At 67.2% G+C, this 16,086-nt stretch carries 21 protein-coding genes; 17 read left to right on the forward strand and 4 right to left on the reverse strand.

Going from position 1 to position 16,086, the window contains the following annotated elements:
• Positions 1-74: 74 nt before the first annotated feature.
• The 3 genes from EWE75_RS12905 to EWE75_RS12915 form a co-directional block, all read right to left on the reverse strand.
• Positions 75-371: a nucleotidyltransferase family protein gene (locus EWE75_RS12905; protein ID WP_130158101.1), complete on the reverse strand. Its 297-nt coding sequence runs from the start codon at positions 369-371 to the stop codon at positions 75-77.
• A 37-nt stretch (positions 372-408) separates the two neighbouring features.
• On the reverse strand, positions 409-1,413 hold the full coding sequence (gene cobS / locus EWE75_RS12910) for a cobaltochelatase subunit CobS (protein ID WP_130158103.1): 1,005 nt from the start codon (positions 1,411-1,413) through the stop codon (positions 409-411).
• A 134-nt stretch (positions 1,414-1,547) separates the two neighbouring features.
• Positions 1,548-2,219, reverse strand: a complete 672-nt coding sequence (locus tag EWE75_RS12915; protein WP_130158105.1) for a winged helix-turn-helix transcriptional regulator — start codon at positions 2,217-2,219, stop codon at positions 1,548-1,550.
• 65 nt (positions 2,220-2,284) lie between these two features.
• Between EWE75_RS12915 and EWE75_RS12920 the strand changes: the two genes are divergently transcribed.
• Genes EWE75_RS12920 through EWE75_RS12945 form a run of 6 tightly spaced genes read left to right on the forward strand, consistent with a single transcriptional unit; the run spans position 2,285 to position 5,245 of the window.
• The gene (locus tag EWE75_RS12920; RefSeq protein ID WP_130158170.1) at positions 2,285-2,716 is read left to right on the forward strand and encodes a VOC family protein; all 432 of its coding nucleotides are present in this window, start codon (positions 2,285-2,287) and stop codon (positions 2,714-2,716) included.
• Positions 2,717-2,739: 23 nt separating this feature from the next.
• A complete protein-coding gene (locus tag EWE75_RS12925; protein WP_130158107.1) occupies positions 2,740-3,141 on the forward strand; it encodes a DoxX family protein in 402 nt (133 codons plus the stop codon).
• Complete coding sequence (locus EWE75_RS12930) at positions 3,138-3,506, forward strand: DUF1428 domain-containing protein (protein ID WP_427915783.1); 369 nt, start codon at positions 3,138-3,140, stop codon at positions 3,504-3,506. The genes EWE75_RS12925 and EWE75_RS12930 overlap by 4 nt, the downstream gene beginning before the upstream one ends.
• Before the next feature lie 22 nt (positions 3,507-3,528).
• Complete coding sequence (locus tag EWE75_RS12935; protein WP_130158109.1) at positions 3,529-4,305, forward strand: VOC family protein; 777 nt, start codon at positions 3,529-3,531, stop codon at positions 4,303-4,305.
• Positions 4,302-4,802, forward strand: a complete 501-nt coding sequence (locus tag EWE75_RS12940; protein ID WP_130158111.1) for a VOC family protein — start codon at positions 4,302-4,304, stop codon at positions 4,800-4,802. Before EWE75_RS12935 ends, EWE75_RS12940 begins: the two co-directional genes overlap by 4 nt.
• Entirely contained in the window at positions 4,799-5,245 is a 447-nt protein-coding gene (locus EWE75_RS12945; protein WP_130158113.1) for an SRPBCC family protein, read from the forward strand. The genes EWE75_RS12940 and EWE75_RS12945 overlap by 4 nt, the downstream gene beginning before the upstream one ends.
• A 95-nt stretch (positions 5,246-5,340) precedes the next feature.
• On the opposite strand, the gene EWE75_RS12950 is transcribed toward EWE75_RS12945, so the two are convergent.
• Entirely contained in the window at positions 5,341-5,967 is a 627-nt protein-coding gene (locus tag EWE75_RS12950) for a J domain-containing protein (RefSeq protein ID WP_130158115.1), read from the reverse strand.
• Positions 5,968-6,007: 40 nt separating this feature from the next.
• Between EWE75_RS12950 and EWE75_RS12955 the strand changes: the two genes are divergently transcribed.
• The 11 genes from EWE75_RS12955 (at position 6,008) to EWE75_RS13005 (ending at position 16,082) form a co-directional block, all read left to right on the forward strand.
• The gene (locus EWE75_RS12955; protein WP_130158117.1) at positions 6,008-6,292 is read left to right on the forward strand and encodes a BolA family protein; all 285 of its coding nucleotides are present in this window, start codon (positions 6,008-6,010) and stop codon (positions 6,290-6,292) included.
• 1 nt (position 6,293) lies between these two features.
• Entirely contained in the window at positions 6,294-7,004 is a 711-nt protein-coding gene (locus tag EWE75_RS12960) for a glutathione S-transferase (RefSeq protein WP_130158119.1), read from the forward strand.
• The gene (locus EWE75_RS12965; protein WP_130158121.1) at positions 7,001-7,456 is read left to right on the forward strand and encodes an NUDIX hydrolase; all 456 of its coding nucleotides are present in this window, start codon (positions 7,001-7,003) and stop codon (positions 7,454-7,456) included. Before EWE75_RS12960 ends, EWE75_RS12965 begins: the two co-directional genes overlap by 4 nt.
• Entirely contained in the window at positions 7,453-8,352 is a 900-nt protein-coding gene (locus EWE75_RS12970; RefSeq protein ID WP_130158123.1) for a pirin family protein, read from the forward strand. The genes EWE75_RS12965 and EWE75_RS12970 overlap by 4 nt, the downstream gene beginning before the upstream one ends.
• On the forward strand, positions 8,349-9,194 hold the full coding sequence (locus EWE75_RS12975; RefSeq protein ID WP_345789382.1) for an alpha/beta fold hydrolase: 846 nt from the start codon (positions 8,349-8,351) through the stop codon (positions 9,192-9,194). Before EWE75_RS12970 ends, EWE75_RS12975 begins: the two co-directional genes overlap by 4 nt.
• Before the next feature lie 123 nt (positions 9,195-9,317).
• Positions 9,318-10,964 carry a GGDEF domain-containing protein gene (locus EWE75_RS12980; protein ID WP_231708339.1) on the forward strand — a complete coding sequence of 549 codons (1,647 nt, stop codon included), beginning with the start codon at positions 9,318-9,320 and terminating at the stop codon, positions 10,962-10,964.
• Between the two features lie 53 nt (positions 10,965-11,017).
• Entirely contained in the window at positions 11,018-11,215 is a 198-nt protein-coding gene (locus tag EWE75_RS12985) for a hypothetical protein (RefSeq protein ID WP_130158129.1), read from the forward strand.
• 127 nt (positions 11,216-11,342) lie between these two features.
• Positions 11,343-12,479 (forward strand): bile acid:sodium symporter, encoded by a 1,137-nt coding sequence (locus tag EWE75_RS12990; protein WP_130158174.1) that lies wholly within the window; start codon positions 11,343-11,345, stop codon positions 12,477-12,479.
• Complete coding sequence (locus EWE75_RS12995) at positions 12,476-13,807, forward strand: AtzE family amidohydrolase (RefSeq protein ID WP_130158130.1); 1,332 nt, start codon at positions 12,476-12,478, stop codon at positions 13,805-13,807. Before EWE75_RS12990 ends, EWE75_RS12995 begins: the two co-directional genes overlap by 4 nt.
• A complete protein-coding gene (locus tag EWE75_RS13000; protein WP_130158131.1) occupies positions 13,804-15,150 on the forward strand; it encodes an NCS2 family permease in 1,347 nt (448 codons plus the stop codon). Before EWE75_RS12995 ends, EWE75_RS13000 begins: the two co-directional genes overlap by 4 nt.
• Positions 15,147-16,082: a 5'-methylthioadenosine/S-adenosylhomocysteine nucleosidase gene (locus EWE75_RS13005; RefSeq protein ID WP_130158132.1), complete on the forward strand. Its 936-nt coding sequence runs from the start codon at positions 15,147-15,149 to the stop codon at positions 16,080-16,082. The genes EWE75_RS13000 and EWE75_RS13005 overlap by 4 nt, the downstream gene beginning before the upstream one ends.
• Positions 16,083-16,086: the final 4 nt, after the last annotated feature.

The raw sequence follows: 16,086 nt of genomic DNA on the forward strand, positions 1-16,086 counted from the left end.
AGTTCGGCAGATTTGCGGAAACGGTCCGATGTATGACCGCAAGATCGATATCGCGCAGCCGCTGCGGCTCGCGATTAGAAGACAATGACTCGGTCCCGATCAATCTCGGTCTGGAGCCGCGCCTTGCGAGCGGGTTCGGTGACGAGATCCACCTTTTTGCCGAGCATCCGTTCGAGCTGTTGTTCGATATCAACAAACTCAAAAAGCCCGATCGCTCGGCGTGGGTCGAGTGACGCGGCGAGATCGACATCGGATTCAGGAGTCTCGTCGCCTCGCGCAGTGGAACCGAAGATCGACAACCTGTCGATGCCAAGCCGTCTGATATCGGCTTCGCGGCGCTTGAGAACGGCAAGGGCCTCGGCTTTGGTCATGGCCGCACTTTAGCCCAAACGACCGCCGCGCGAAACCTCACCCCTTCGCCGCCACGCTCTCCGGCAAGTCCTTGCCGAACACGCGCTGGTAATATTCCGCCACCAGCGGCCGCTCGGCCTCGTCGCACTTGTTGAGGAACGACAGGCGGAACGCGAAGCCGACATCGCCGAAGATCAGCGCATTCTGTGCCCAGGTGATGACGGTGCGCGGGCTCATCACGGTCGAGATGTCGCCGTTCATGAAGCCGCGCCGGGTCAAATCGGCGACCTTGACCATCTGGTCGACCACCTGCTTGCCCTCGGGCTTGTCATACTCGCCCGACTTGGCGAGCACGATCCGCGCCTCGATCGCGGCGGGCAGATAGTTGAGCGTGACGACGATGTTCCAGCGGTCCATCTGGCCCTGGTTGATCTGCTGCGTGCCATGATACAGCCCGCTGGTATCGCCGAGGCCGATCGTGTTGGCAGTGGCGAACAGCCGGAACCACGGGCTTGGGCGGATCACGCGGTTCTGGTCGAGCAGGGTCAGCTTGCCTTCGGTTTCCAGCACGCGCTGGATGACGAACATCACGTCGGGGCGACCGGCGTCATATTCGTCGAACACCAGCGCGGTCGGGGTCTGGAGCGCCCACGGCAACAGCCCCTCGCGGAACTCGGTGACCTGCTGGCCGTCCTTGAGCACGATCGCGTCGCGGCCGACCAGATCGATCCGGCTGATATGCGCGTCGAGGTTGATGCGGATGCACGGCCAGTTGAGCCGCGCCGCGACCTGCTCGATATGGCTCGACTTGCCGGTGCCGTGATAGCCCTGCACCATCACGCGGCGGTTGTGCGCGAAGCCGGCGCAGATCGCGATCGTGGTGTCCTTGTCGAACACATAGGCCGGATCGAGATCGGGCACGCGCTCGTCCGCTTCGCTGAACGCGGGGACTTCCATGTCCGAATCGATCCCGAACAGATCGCGGACTTTCGCCATACGATCGGGCGCGTCGAGAATCGTCGTCTCGCGGCTGTCGGGCTGGGTGTTGGGAATGTCGGTCATGGATGTGCGTACCGTGTTATGGGCTGTCGAGAAGCCCCGATAACGCATGACGCGCACGAACGGCACTTCGTGCGATGCTCAGTGCGAACGATCGCGCGGCGCGTCAAGCATCATCGGGCCTTTCGGCTGCAAACTCACGCCGTCTTGGGCGGCAACGGGAACACAGTAACGAAGCGTTCGGCGAGCGTGCGGTCGCCAGTGAGCGTCAGCATATCGGCGGCCTCGGCGTTGGCCAGGGGCAGTCCGCCGTAAACGATCGCGGCGATCGCGGGCGGGGTGCTAGCGAAGGTGACGGCGGCATCGTCGGGTTCGGCGCGCTCGACCGCGAAGCCGGTCGAGTCGAGCCGCGTGCGGAACACGTCCGGGCCGAGCCGGAAGCCGATCACCGCATCGAGATCGCCGACCGCCTCGCGCGCCAGCATCGTGCGGAACGACATCATCAGCGAGGCGGGCGAGAGTGGCAGCGTCGGATCATGCGCGGGGGAGCGCACCGCCCAGCGGCCAAGCTCCTGGATCGCGGTCTCGCTCTGATAGCCCCATTCGGTCAGCTCATAGACTTGTACCGATGCCGGCGGCGGCAGTTTGCGGCGGGTGAGGATGCCGGCCGCCTCCAGCCCGTCCAGCCGCTGCGTCAGCACGTTCGCGCTGATCCCGCCAAGCCCGCCTTTGATCTCGCCGAAGCGGCGCGGGCCGAACATCAACTCGCGCACGATCAGCAGCGACCAGCGCTCGCCGACCAATTCCATCGCCAGCGCGGTGCCGCAGGCGTCATCGTACCAACGCTTTGTTACTTTTTCTAACTTCATGGTTGCTTTTGATAACTGAAAGCCGCATCAGATGCAAAGCGCGAGTCGCAAAGGAGTGTTTGGTGATGCCCAAGGCTATCTTCGTGAACCTGCCCGTCGCAGACGTGGCGAAATCGACGGCCTTCTACGAGGCAATCGGCTGCGTGAAGGACGCGCGCTTCTCCAACGCGATGGCGTCGGCGATGCGATATTCGGACACGATATCCTTCATGCTGCTCGGGCATGATTTCTATCGCACCTTCACCCCCAAGCAGATCATCGACGCGAAGACGACCAGCGGCGCGCTGATCGCGCTGTCGTTCGACAACCGCGCAGAGGTCGATGCCATTACCGAGGCGGCGATCGCGGCGGGTGGACGCGAGGCGCACGACCCGGAGGACATGGGCTTCATGTACAGCCGGGCGTTCGAAGATCCCGACGGGCACGGCTTCGGGCCGTTCTGGATGGATGTCGATGCGGCGGTCGCCGCGATGCCGCCCGCGGCGGACCCAGCCTGATCCTTGCTCCGGGGGTGACGACGATGACGAAGCGGGTCTGGGCAGGGTGGGTGCTGAGCGGTCTCACGGTGCTGTTCCTGGCGATGGACGCGGGCGGCAAGCTGTTCGTGCCCGATCTGATGATCGCCAACAGCCCGCCGCTCGGCCTGCCGGCCGATCCGGCGTTCTACCGGCTGCTCGGCGCGATCCTCGCGGTCTGCACCGCGCTCTATGCCTGGCCGCGCACGGCGATGCTGGGGGCGGTGTTGCTGACCGGCTATCTCGGTGGCGCGGTCGAGGCGCATCTGCGGGTCGGCAGTCCGCTGCTCGGCTTCACGCTGTTCGGGGTGTATATCGGACTGATCCTGTGGGGCGGCCTGTGGCTGCGCGAGTCGCGGCTGCGGGCGCTGTTGCCGCTCATCGTGAAGCACGAGGAGAAAGCATGATGGCCTATATCGACGGATATGTCTGCCCGGTGCCAGCGGCGAACAAGCAAGCCTATCGCGACATGGCCGAGCGCGTCACGCCGCTGTTCCGCGATCACGGTGCGCTGCGCATCGTCGAGACCTGGGGTGTCGATGTTCCGCACGGCACGCACACCGATTTCTACAAGGCGGTGAAGGCCGAGGCGGGCGAGGCGATCGTCTTCTCCTGGGTGGTGTGGCCGTCGAAGGATGCGCGCGACGCCGGCTGGGCGGCGATGCTGAAAGACGAGCGAATGCAATCGCCAGAACCGCCGATCTTCGACGGCAAGCGCATGTTCTGGGGTGGGTTCGAGCCGCTGTTCGACAGCGACGACGCGAGCGCCTGATACAACCAACGGGAGAGAGACGATGCCGACGCCTTACGGACTGCCGATCTGGTACGAACTCATCACCGGCGATGCCGCCGCCGCCAAAGCTTTCTACAGCGGGATCGTCGGCTGGACGATCACCGAATTCGGGCCTCCCGGCGGTACGCCGTACACGATCTGGAACGCGGACGGTGTCGGCGTCGGCGGGCTGGTCGAGATGGCCGATGCGCCGGGCGGCCCCGCGTGGGTCGGCTATTTCCATGTCGCCGACGTCGATGCCAAGGTTGCCGTTAACACGGCGGCGGGCGGCAAAACCCATATGGGGCCGCTCGATCTGCCCAACGTCGGCCGCATCGCGCTGATCGCCGATCCGCAAGGGGCGCCGCTCTATCTGATGACGCCAGACTCCGCGATGGGCGATCAGGAGAGCACCGCATTCTCACGAACCTTGCCGATGCGCTGCGCGTGGCACGAACTGACCACGCTCGACACGTCCACGGCGCTGCCCTTCTATGGCGATCTGCTCGGGCTGGTCTCGACCGAGACGATGTCGATGGGGCCGATGGGCGACTACCTGTTCCTCGACGTCGGCGAGACGCGGATCGGCGCGATGATGAACCGCCAGTCGCCCGAACAGCCGGTCAAATGGAGCTTCTACTTCCGCGTCGCCGATGTCGATGCGGCGGCGGAGCAGGTCAAGGCAGGCGGTGGCACCGTCATCATGGGTCCGATGGATGTGCCGGGTGGCGAGCGTATCGTGATCGCGATCGATCCGACCGGCGCCTCGGTCGGCTTCGTTTCGGGTGTACAGCAATGACCGCGCCCGGGAGCAAGATTACGACCTGCCTCTGGTTCGACGGCAAGGCCGAGGAAGCCGCCCATTTCTACGCGAGCGTCTTCCCCGACTCAGCCGTCACGGCTATCCACCGCGCGCCGGCGGACTATCCTGCGGGCAAGGCGGGCGACGTGCTGACGGTCGAGTTCACCGTCTGCGGTCAGGCGTTCGTCGGGCTGAATGCGGGCGGCGGGAACCCTTTCACCAACGCGGTCTCGTTCCAGATCTTCACCGACGATCAGGCCGAGACCGATCGCTACTGGAACGCGATCGTCTCGAACGGGGGCGACGAGAGCGCCTGCAGTTGGTGCCACGACCGCTACGGCCTCGCGTGGCAGATCGTGCCGCGCGTGCTGACGGCCGCGCTCGCCAATCCCGATCAAGCGGCGGCGAAGCGCGCGATGCAGGCGATGATGACGATGCGCAAGATCGATATCGCCGCGATCGAGGCGGCGGTCGCCGGGGAGGCTGTGGCATGAGCGAGGGCAACGATTTGTCGATCACCCGGCTGATCGACGCGCCGGTCGATCGGGTTTGGAGCATCGTCACCGAGCGGCTCACCGAATGGTGGTGCCCCAAGCCGTGGACGACCGAGATCGTCGAGCTGGACTGGCGCGCTGGCGGGCGCTCGGCGATGGTGATGCACGGCCCGAACGGCGAAGCCCATGCGCAGGAAGGCGTGTTTCTGGAAGTGGCGCCGGGCGAGCGCTTCGTCTTCACCGATGCCTATGCCGTCGGGTGGGTGCCGCAAGCGCCGTTCATGACCGGCATCTTTGACTTCGCCGACGAAGGCGGCAAGACCCGCTACACCGCCACTGCCCGCCACTGGACCGCCGAGGCCAAGGCGCAGCATGAGACGATGGGGTTTGCGCAGGGCTGGGGTGCGGTCGCGGACCAGCTCGCGGCGCTGGCGGAGGGCTGACCCAAGCGTCGCCCCGGCGAAGGCCGGGGCCGTTGCGTGTTGGGCGAACCGGGTGCCAAGCTACGCAGCGGCCCCGGCCTTCGCCGGGGCGACGGTTAGGCAAACGCTGCCGCACCCTTGAGCTGGGTGTACGCCGCGATCACGTCCTGCAGCTTCTTTTCGAAGCTGCGGTCGCCGCCGTTGCGATCGGGGTGATAGCGTCGCACCAGTTCGGCATAGCGCTGGCGCAAGCCCCGCCGGTCGATGTCGGTGGGCAGATCGAGCACTTTCAGCGCGCGGCGGTCGCTGTCGGATAGCGGACGGCCGTCCTTGCGGGCGCCTGCCGCCGCCGTCGCGCCACGAAAACGTGCGCCGATCGCGTCGAGCGGGTCGGCGAAATCGGCCCAGCGCGGCGGGCGGTCGGCGCCGCCATTGCCGGTGAAGGCGCGCGTCTCGCGTTCCCAGCCCGCGAACGGGCGCTGCGCGTCGTGGATCTCGTCGGGGCTCATGCCTGAGAAGAAATTGTAGCGCGCGTTGAACGCGCGGACGTGATCGAGGCAAAACCAGCGGTACGGGCGCGGACCCCCAGAATCATTGGCGAAGTCGTTGCTCGGCCCGTCCGCCGGCGCGCGGAATTCACCCGGCAACTGGCAGCCGGGTTCGTCGCACACGCGTCCGCTCCCCTCCACGCGACCGTGGAAGCGGATATTGGGTCGGTCTTTCTTTTCGGTCTGGCGTGCCACCCCGGCTCCCTGAATTGGCGAAACGGCGTATATAGGGGCGATGAACACGCTCGCCACCAGTCCCGTCGCGGATCAGATCACCGCCCGTCTCACCGCCGCGCTCGCGCCGTCGTATCTGGAGGTGGTCAACGACAGCCACCACCACGCCGGCCATATGGGCGACGATCGCTCGGGCGAATCGCATTTCAGCGTGATCGTCGAAAGCGCGGCCTTTACCGGCCTGTCGCGCGTTCAGCGCCAGCGGCTCGTCAACCAGGCGCTGGCCGATCTGCTCGCCGAGCGCATCCACGCGCTGGCGATCAAGGCGCGCGCGCCGGGAGAATGAGATGAGCTATCGGCTGTGGTATTGGCCTGACATTCAGGGGCGCGGCGAGTTCGTTCGGCTCGCGCTCGAGGCGGGCGGCATCGCCTATGACGATTGCGCGCGCGATCAGGGTGCCGAGGCGCTGATGGCCAACCTCGACAGCCATGCCAGCGGACGCGGCGCGTTCGCGCCGCCGTATCTGGAGACCGGCGACGGCGTCGTCTCGCAGGTCGCCAACATCCTCGCCTATCTCGGCGAGACGCATGGCATCGCGCCGTCGGGAGTGGCCGACCGGCAATGGCTGAACGGCATCCAGCTCACCATCGCCGATCTCGTCGCCGAGGCGCACAACGTCCACCATCCGGTCGCGATGATGGACTATTATGAGGACCAGAAGCCCGAAGCGGCGCGCGCCGCCGCGCAGTTTCGCGCCGAACGTATCCCTAAGTTCCTCGGCTATTTCGAGGCCGCGCTCGCCGCGAACGCGGGCGATTGGCTGATGGGCGAGGCGTGGAGCTACGGCGACACCGCGCTGTTCCAGAGCGTGGCCGGGCTGCGCTATATGTTCCCCAGGCGGATGGCGGCGATCGAAGGTGCCTATCCCAAGCTGATCGCGCTGCACGACCGCGTTGCGGAACTGGACGGCATCAAGGCGTATCTCGCCAGCGACCGCCGGATCGCGTTCAACACGCAGGGCATCTTCCGCCATTACCCCGAACTGGACGCGGCATGAGTGCCAAGGGGATTGGGCGTGTGCCGCGTCCCGCCGCGCGCATCCTGCTGCTCGACGGGGCGGGGCGTATCCTGCTGTTCCGTTTCGATCCGGCCGACCGGCCGCCCTTCTGGTGTACGCCCGGCGGCGCGGTTGATCCCGGTGAAAGCTATGAGGCGGCGGCGCGGCGCGAGTTGTTCGAGGAAACCGGCATCGTCGCCGAGCCGGGCGAGGAAGTGGCGCGCCGCGTCGTCGAGTTCGTCACGCTGGAGGGTGTACCCGTCACCGCCGACGAACGCTATTTCCGCATCGATGCCGGCGCGGTCGAGGTCGATACCAGCGGCCACACTCCGCTCGAACAGCGCGTGATGCGCGAATGGCGCTGGTTCGCGCCCGACGAGATCGCCACCTTCCATGAGCCGATCTTCCCCGAGGATCTGCTAGACATGATCGCGACGCGAGAGGCCCAATGACCGACGATCTTATCATCCAGACGTTGCTGCCGACGACGCACGATCTCGGCGGCTTCAAGGTCCACCGCACCCTGCCGGCCAAGCCGCGCACGATGGTTGGCCCGTTCATCTTCTTCGACCAGATGGGGCCGGCGCATCTCGCAGTGGGGCAGGGCATCGACGTGCGGCCGCACCCGCACATCAACCTCGCCACCGTCACCTATCTGTTCGGCGGCGCGATCGAGCATCGCGATTCGATCGGCAGCGAAGCGCGGATCGCGCCGGGCGCGGTCAATCTGATGACCGCCGGGCACGGCATCGTCCATTCCGAACGCTCGCCCGCCGACGAGCGCGCGGGTGGCCCCGAACTGTCGGGCATCCAGACCTGGCTCGCGCTGCCCGAGAAGGACGAGGAGATGGACCCGGCGTTCGAGCATGTCGCGGAAACCGCGCTGCCGGTCGTCGGCGACGGCACGGTCCGGGCGCGCGTCATCATGGGCGAGCTCTGGGGCGCGCGCGCGCCGACCACGACCTATGCGCAGACGATCTACGCCGACATCGTGCTGGGCGCAGGCGACAGCATTCCGATCGATTCGTCCGCCGACGAACGCGCGCTGTATGTCGCGCTCGGCGAGGCGACGCTCGACGGGATGACGCTGGAGCCGATGACGCTCTACGTGCTGCGCCCCGGCACCACGCCGACCTTGCGCTCGGCAACCGGGGGGCGCGTGATGCTGGCCGGCGGTGAGGCCTTCGCCACGCCGCGCCATGTCTTCTGGAATTTCGTCTCGTCACGCCGCGAGCGCATCAACGATGCCAAGCGCGCGTGGAAGGCGCAGGAATTCCCCAAGGTGCCGGGCGACGATAAGGAATGGATTCCGCTGCCCGAGGTGCCGCTTACGGTCAGCTATCCGTGATCCGCGTTTCGCTCGCCACCGGCGTCGAGCTCGATGTCGCGGTGGCGGGCGATCCGGCGCACCCGGCGATCGTGTTGCTGCACGGCTTCCCGGAATCGCATCGCACCTGGCGGCATCAGATCCCCGAACTCGCTAAGACGCATTTCGTGATCGCGCCCGATCAGCGCGGTTATGCGCGCTCGTCCAGGCCGGCGGCGGTGACGGATTACAAGCCTGACAAGATCATGGCCGACGTGTTCGCGCTGGCCGATCATTTCGGGCGGTCGCGCTTCACATTGGTCGGCCACGACTGGGGTGGGGCAATCGCCTGGGGCGCGGCGCTGACCCAGCCGGAGCGGGTGGAACGGCTGGTGATCCTCAACGCGCCGCATCCCTACCGATTCCAGCAAACCCTGCGCGACGATCCGGCGCAGCAGCGCGCGAGCGGCTATATCGGCTTCATCCGTAACACCCGGATCGATCGGTCGCGGCTGCTCGCGGCGACCTTCGGCAACCGCATTGTTCAGCGCTTCGCCGCGCTGGCGGTGGGGCGCGAGCGCGCCGCGCATCTCGACGAATGGAGCCAGCCCGGCGCGATGACGGCGATGCTCAACTGGTATCGCGCCGCCGCGATGATGACCCCCGCCGGTGATGCGACGCCGGCACCGATCGTCAGCCAGCCGACACTGGTGATCTGGGGTATGCGCGACCGCTATTTGCTGCCGGTGCAGATCGAAGGGCTGGACGCGCTCGTCGCTGATCTGACGCTGGTCAAGCTCGACGCGGGGCATTTCACCCCCTGGGCGGCGGCAGGCGCGGTCAACGCCGCGCTGTGCGACTGGCTTGAGGCGAACAGTGTGTAACGTAACCGACCCATTTTGGTTCCATGACATGTAAAAATTTACCGATTGTTGGGCATATTCGGCTAATAGCCTTCTGCAATGCCGTGGCGCTCGCCCCTTCGCTGTCTTGCCTGGCTCCTCGCGATGCTTCTCTCGCTGTGCGCGGGCGCGGCGAATGCGCAGGTCGGGCCGGTCGGTATCCCGATGCGGACGTGCGTGCTGCGCGACGCGCCCGGACTGACGGCGGCGAAACTGTTCCACGCGCCCGCGCGGTTCGCCTGCGCGACGCCGCAGGCGCGCCTGGGCGGCGGTGATTTCTGGTTGCTCAGCCAGCCGCTCGACATTCCCGCCGACGGCACCCGGCTCGCGGTGCGCTCGTCGAGCGTGTGGCAGCGCGCGATGACCATCCACGCCCTGTACGCCGACGGCACGATCGTCTCGATCCGCAGCGATGATGTCGCGGCTTCGCGCCACCTCAGGCTCGGCGCGATCTTCCAGCGTTGGTTGCCACTGCGGCCGGCGCGATTGGTGCGCGTGCTCTGGCATGTCGAGGGTGCGGCCAATCTGCGTGGCATCCTGCTCGCACCGACGCTGGCGACGAGCGAGGAGGTTTCGCGATCCGACACGCATCTCGCCGCGCTATACGCCGGGGTCGGCGGTGCGTGCGCGGCGCTGCTGCTGTTCAACCTCGGCCTCGCCTATGCGCTGCGCCACCGCTTCATGCCGTTCTACTGCCTGATGATGATCGCGCTGCTCGCCTATGACATGAGCTCGTCGGGTACGCTCGCGTGGATATTCCCGGATATCGCCAACACCGCGCGGATACGGATCAATTATGTGCTGCTCGCGCTGGTGGCGGTGTCGGCGCTCGCGTTCCTGCGCAACTTCTTCGAGCAGCGGGTGATAACGCCGCGGCTCAAGCGAGTCGGAATCTTGGCCTCAGTATCGGTCGGGATACCGGCGGTCGGAATCGCGCTGTTCGCGCCGGTCGCGCTCCGCCTGTTCGATACCCTCTACGCGTTCGGTTTCCTGTTCCTGCTCGGGTCGGTCGTGCCGATCCTCGTCAATGCGTGGCGCCGGCACAGCGCGTTCCTGCCGTTCTTCACGATCGCCTGGGCGCTGCCGATCGCCTTCGCGGTCCTGCGCGCGGCGTCGAGCCTGTTCGGCTGGTCGTATGATTTCTGGATCGACAATTCGTCGGTCATATCGATGACGTTGGAGGCGCTGCTGTCGAGCCTTGCGATCGGCCACCGCGTGCTGTTGCTCACCCGCGAGCGCGACGAGGCGCGCGAGCAGGAGATCGCCGCGCGGCTGCTCGCCGATACCGATCCGCTCACCGGCTTGCTCAACCGGCGCGCGTTCCTGCGTGGCGCGGTCGGGCAGGAAGGCGATTTCACGCTTCTGCTCGCCGATCTCGACCATTTCAAACACGTCAACGAGACGATCGGCCACGACGGCGGTGACGAGGTGCTGCGCATCTTCGCGCGCACGCTGCGTCAGGCATTGCCCGCCGGCACGTTGGTCGCGCGGCTCGGCGGTGAGGAATTCGCGGTGGTGATCGCGAACCACAAGGACACGCTCGCCGACGATGTTCTCGACCGGCTACGCCATGCGCGCATGCCCTTCGACATCACGGTGACGGCGAGCATCGGCCAGTGTCGCGGCCCGCTGATGCGCGAGGCCGACTGGAAGGCGCTGTACCGATCAGCCGATGCCGCTTTGTACGAGGCGAAGAAGGCCGGTCGCGACCGTGCGCGCGGCGCACCCCCGCTCCGCCGCTTCGCCGCCTGAGCCGCTTGCCGCTCCTCTGTGCTTACGGTAAGCGGGCGGGAGGAGACCAAGCCATGCGCAATCGACGGATCGCCCTTTTCGTTGCGCTGGCGCTGGTGATGGTCGCGGTGGCGCGGCACCCCTCCGCCAATCTCCGCATCCTGCTGCACGATCCCTCGGACCTCGCGCCGCATCGCGTGCAGGCGGCGATCGATCTTGGTGTCATGGCGATATCGGTTCTCATCACCTGGACATCGCACCGCTTCGCGTAAATGCGACACGGCCCGGCGACCTTCCCGTCATGCGACGGTTGGGGGGGGGCACCCGCGCGCTTTTTTGCAACGATCCGTGTTCGTCATTGTGTTGGATCGGTAGGGCGGGAGCGGGCATAGCGCGATGATGGGGCGCGCGTTCAAGCTGGTACTTTCGATCGACCGATTCCTGCTGCTGCTGATCGCGGTGGTGGTGGGGGCGTCGCTGTTGCCCGTGCGCGGGGTGGCGGCCGGCTGGGTCGATCTCGCCGCCGATCTTGCCATCGCATTGTTGTTCTTCCTGCACGGCGCGAAGCTGTCGCGCGCGGCGATCGTGCAGGGCATCGGCAATCTCAGGCTGCACGCGCTGGTGCTCGCCTCGACCTATCTGCTGTTCCCGCTGCTCGGGCTGGCGCTGGTCGCGCTGCTGCACGGCTGGGGCAATCCGCTGCTGCTGTCGGGGCTGTTGTTCCTGACGCTGCTGCCGTCGACGGTGCAATCCTCGATCGCCTTCACCGCGATCGCGCGCGGCAATGTCGCCGCCGCCGTGTGCAGCGCGTCGTTGTCCAATCTGCTCGGCATCTTCCTGACGCCGCTGCTGGTCGCGCTGTTCATGCAGGTCGATGGCAAAGGCGCGGTGTCGTCCTGGCATTCGATCTGGACGATCGCGGTGCAATTGCTGCTGCCGTTCGTTGCCGGGCATCTGCTGCGCCCGGTGATCGGCGGTTTCGTCGATCGCAACAAGAAGCTGCTCCAGCCGGTCGATCGCGGGTCGATCCTGCTCGTCGTTTATTCGGCGTTCAGTGCGGCGGTGGTGAACGGCATCTGGACTCAGGTGAACCTCGCCGATCTCGCCGGGTTGCTCGGCCTGAGCGCGGTGCTGCTGGCGGCGGTGCTGGGCGTGAACGTGCTGACGGCGCGGCTTGCGGGGCTGTCGCGCGAGGATTTCATCGTGCTGCTGTTCTGCGGATCGAAGAAGAGCCTCGCCTCGGGCGTGCCGATGGCGGGGGCGTTGTTCGCGCCGGCGCATGTCGGGCTGATCGTGCTGCCGCTGATGATCTTCCACCAGTTGCAATTGTTCGTCTGCGCGGCACTGGCCGGGCGCTTCCGCAGCGCCGCTGAGGCACGCGAGGCGGCGGTGACGATCCCGCGCACCGAGGCGGAGATCGCGGCGGCAGCGCAGGGGGTCGGCTTGCCGATCCCCGAAGCGTGCCTGCCCGGCGTGACCGCCAACCTCGCTTTGCTCGACAAGCATGCCGCGACGCTGCGGGGTACGCCGCAATGAGGCAGGCGATCGACATCGCCGCCGATGTGCGCGCCGGGCGCATCACCGCTGCGGCGGTCGTCGAAGCGTGCCTTGCCGCGCTTGGCCGGGACGAGCTGGTCGCCGTCACCCGCATCCTCTCCGAGCGCGCGCGGGCCGAGGCGGCGGAGGTCGATGCGCAAATCGCCGCCGGGCGCGATCCGGGGCCGCTCGCGGGTGTGCCGTACGGCGTCAAGGATCTGTTCGACGTCGCCGGGCTGCCGACCACCGCCGGCTCGACGCTCTACGCCGATGCCGCCCCGGCGCGCGCCGATGCCGAGGCGATCCGCCGGTTGCGCGACGCCGGCGCGGTGCTGGTCGCGACGCTCAACATGGATGAATTCGCCTACGGCTTCGCGACCATCAACGCGGCCTATGGCACCACGCGCAACCCGCACGATCCGGCACGGCTGGCGGGTGGTTCCTCGGGCGGCTCGGCGGCGGTGGTCGCGGCCGGGCTGCTGCCGTTCGCGCTCGGATCGGATACCAACGGCTCGATCCGCGTGCCCGCCAGCCTGACCGGCGTGTATGGCATCAAGGCGACTCACGATGAGTTGCCGATGGCGGGCGTGTTCCCGTTCGCTGAGAGTTTCGACGATATCGGGCCATTCACCGTCTCGGTCGCGGATATGCGCGTGGTGTGGGACGTGCTGAGCGGCACCACCGCCGAGCCAACCGACCAACCCTTACGTATCGCATTGCTCGGCGGGCGGTTCCGCGAGAATGCCGATCCCGACCAGCTCGCCGCGATGGCCGAGATCGCGCCGGACGCGCCGGTCATCGAACTCCCCGACATCGCCCGTGCCCGCTCGGCGGCGTTCGTCATCACCGCTTTCGAGGGCGGCAAACTCCACCGCGCCGCGCTTGCTGAACAGGCGATGGCGTTCGACCCGCAAGTCCGCGACCGGCTGATCGCCGGCGCGCTGCTGCCGCAGGCGCTGTATGACGAAGCGCAGGCGTTCCGCGCCGCCTTCAAGCAGCGCATCGCCGATCTGATCGCGCCGTATGACGTGCTGCTCGCGCCGGCGACGCCGTGCGTCGCGCCGCTGATCGCCGATCCGCGCATCATGATCGATGGCGCGCTCAGCCCGGCGCGCGCCGATCTCGGTATTCACAGTCAGCCGATCAGCTTCCTCGGCCTGCCGTCGCTGGCGGTGCCGCTCGCGCGGCCGGGGCGGCTGCCGCTCGGGCTGCAAGTGATCGGCCGCGCCGGCACCGAGCGGACGCTGTTCCGCTTCGCCGCGCGGCTGGAGGAATTAGGGGTGGTCGGCGTGTCGCCGGCGGGGGCGTTGCAGGGGGAAATGGCATGAGCGAACCACAGGCGGCGGCGCCAGCATCGGCGGGGCTGCTGGAACGCTATTTCGGGCTGGCGCAACGCGGCACGACGGTGCGGACCGAAGTGCTGGCTGGTGCCACCACCTTCCTGACGATGGCCTATATCGTGCTGGTCAACCCGGCGATCCTCGGCCTCGCCGGCATGCCGGTCGCCTCGGTCGCGGCGGCGACGTGCTTTGCCGCCGCCTTCGCCTCGATCCTGATGGGGCTGGTGGCGAACACCCCGCTCGGCCTCGCGCCCGGCATGGGGCTCAACGCCTATTTCAGCTTCACCGTCGTCCAGCAGATGCATGTGCCGTGGCCGGTCGCGCTCGGCTGCGTGTTCATCTCCGGCGTGTGCTTCCTGATCCTGACGCTTACGGGCGTGCGCCAGTTGATCGTCGCGGTGATCCCGACCTATCTGTTCGCCGCCGTCGCGGGTGGCATCGGCCTGTTCATCGGCTTCATCGGGCTGAAGGACGCCGGCATCGTCGTCGCCAACCCGGCGACCTTCGTCGCGCTCGGCAATCTGCGCGAACCGGCTGCGGCGGTGGCGCTGTTCGGGTTGCTGTTGATCGGCGCACTGAGCGTATGGGGCGTGCGCGGCGCGATGCTGATCGGCATTGTCGGCACGACCATCCTCGGCTGGATGGCCGGGCTGGTCGCGTTCAAGCCCGAACCGTACAGTCTCGCCGCGCTGACCGGCACCGCGTTCAAGCTCGATCTGCCGGGCGTGTTCAAGCTCTCGGGCGGGGTGTTCGAGATCGTCTTCGTGTTCCTGTTCGTCGATCTGTTCGACAATATCGGCACGCTCGTCGCCGTCACCAAGCGCGCCGGGCTGATGGATGCCGCCGGGCGCATCCCCGGCCTCAACCGCATCCTCATCGCCGATGCGACCGCGACGATCGTCGGATCGATGGCGGGCACCAGCACCGTCACGTCGTATGTCGAAAGCGCGGCGGGCGTGCAGGCCGGCGGGCGCACCGGGTTGACGGCGGTCGTCACCGGGCTGCTGTTCTTCGCGACGATGTTCGTCGCCCCTTACGCGCAGATCGTGCCGCTGGCGGCGACCGCGCCCGCGCTCATCATCGTCGGCGGGCTGATGCTGCTGCCGCTGACCGAGGTCGAGTGGGAAGACCCGCTCTCGGCGATCCCCGCCTTCCTGACCGTGGCGATGATCCCGTTCACCTTCTCGATCGCCAACGGCCTCGCCTTCGGCATCACCGCGCACGCCGCGCTGAAGCTGCTGCGCGGGAGCGTCAAAAAGGCCGACTGGTTCCTGTTCATACTGGCTGGCCTGTTCGTGGTGCGCTTCGTGTGGATGAGCGCGGGGGCATGAGGCGCGCCATCCTGGCATTGCTGATGCTCGCCGCGACGCCGGCGGCGGCCGAGACGATCGACCGCACGCCGCGCACCGTCGTGATGACGGCGTTCCCGCCGGAGTTCGCCGCTCTGGTGTCCTCGGTGAAAGCGCCGAAGCGATATACGCGCAACGGCCTCACCTTTGTCGCCGGCACGATCGCGGGCAAGCCGGTGCTGCTGATGCAGAGCGGCGTGTCGATGGTGAACGCGGCGATGAACACGCAATTGGTGCTCGATCGCTTCACGGTCAAACGCATCGTCTTCTCGGGGATCGCGGGCGGGGTCGATCCCGGCCTCACTATCGGCGATGTCGTGGTGCCGGAGGATTGGGCGCAATATCTGGAGGTGTCGTTCGCGCGCAAGACGGCGGACGGCTGGGTGGTGCCCGAGGCGGTCGACAAGGAGGCGCCCGCGCCGTTCGGGATGATGTTCCCGCGCGGTGTGCGGTTGGGCAATGCCGCAGAGCCGGTGCGGCGGCATTACACGATAGCCGTTGATGCCAAGCTGCTCGCGCTCGCCCGCACGGTTGCCAGCACGGTGACGTTGCGCCGTTGCCTCGCCAAGCCGCTCGCTGCCGCCACCCACGAGCCGATGGCGGCATCGCCCTGTCTCGCGGCTCAGCCCAAGATCGTCGTCGGCGGCACCGGCGTCAGCGCCGGGGTGTTCGCCGACAATGCCGAGTTCCGCGACTATCTCTCGGTCGCGTACAAAGCGCGCGTGCTCGACATGGAGAGCGCCGCCGTCGCGCAGGTCGCCTACGCCAATCGCACGCCGGTGATCGTGTTCCGCAGCCTCTCCGATCTCGCCGGCGGCGATGCGCGCGCGAACCAGATGAACACCTTCATGGCACTCGCCTCGGTCAATTCCGCCGATGTCGTCCGCGCCTTCGTCGCGGCGCTGCCGGATTGAGCGC

The sequence above is a fragment of the Sphingomonas populi genome (assembly GCF_004208535.1).
GTDB lineage: Bacteria > Pseudomonadota > Alphaproteobacteria > Sphingomonadales > Sphingomonadaceae > Sphingomonas > Sphingomonas populi.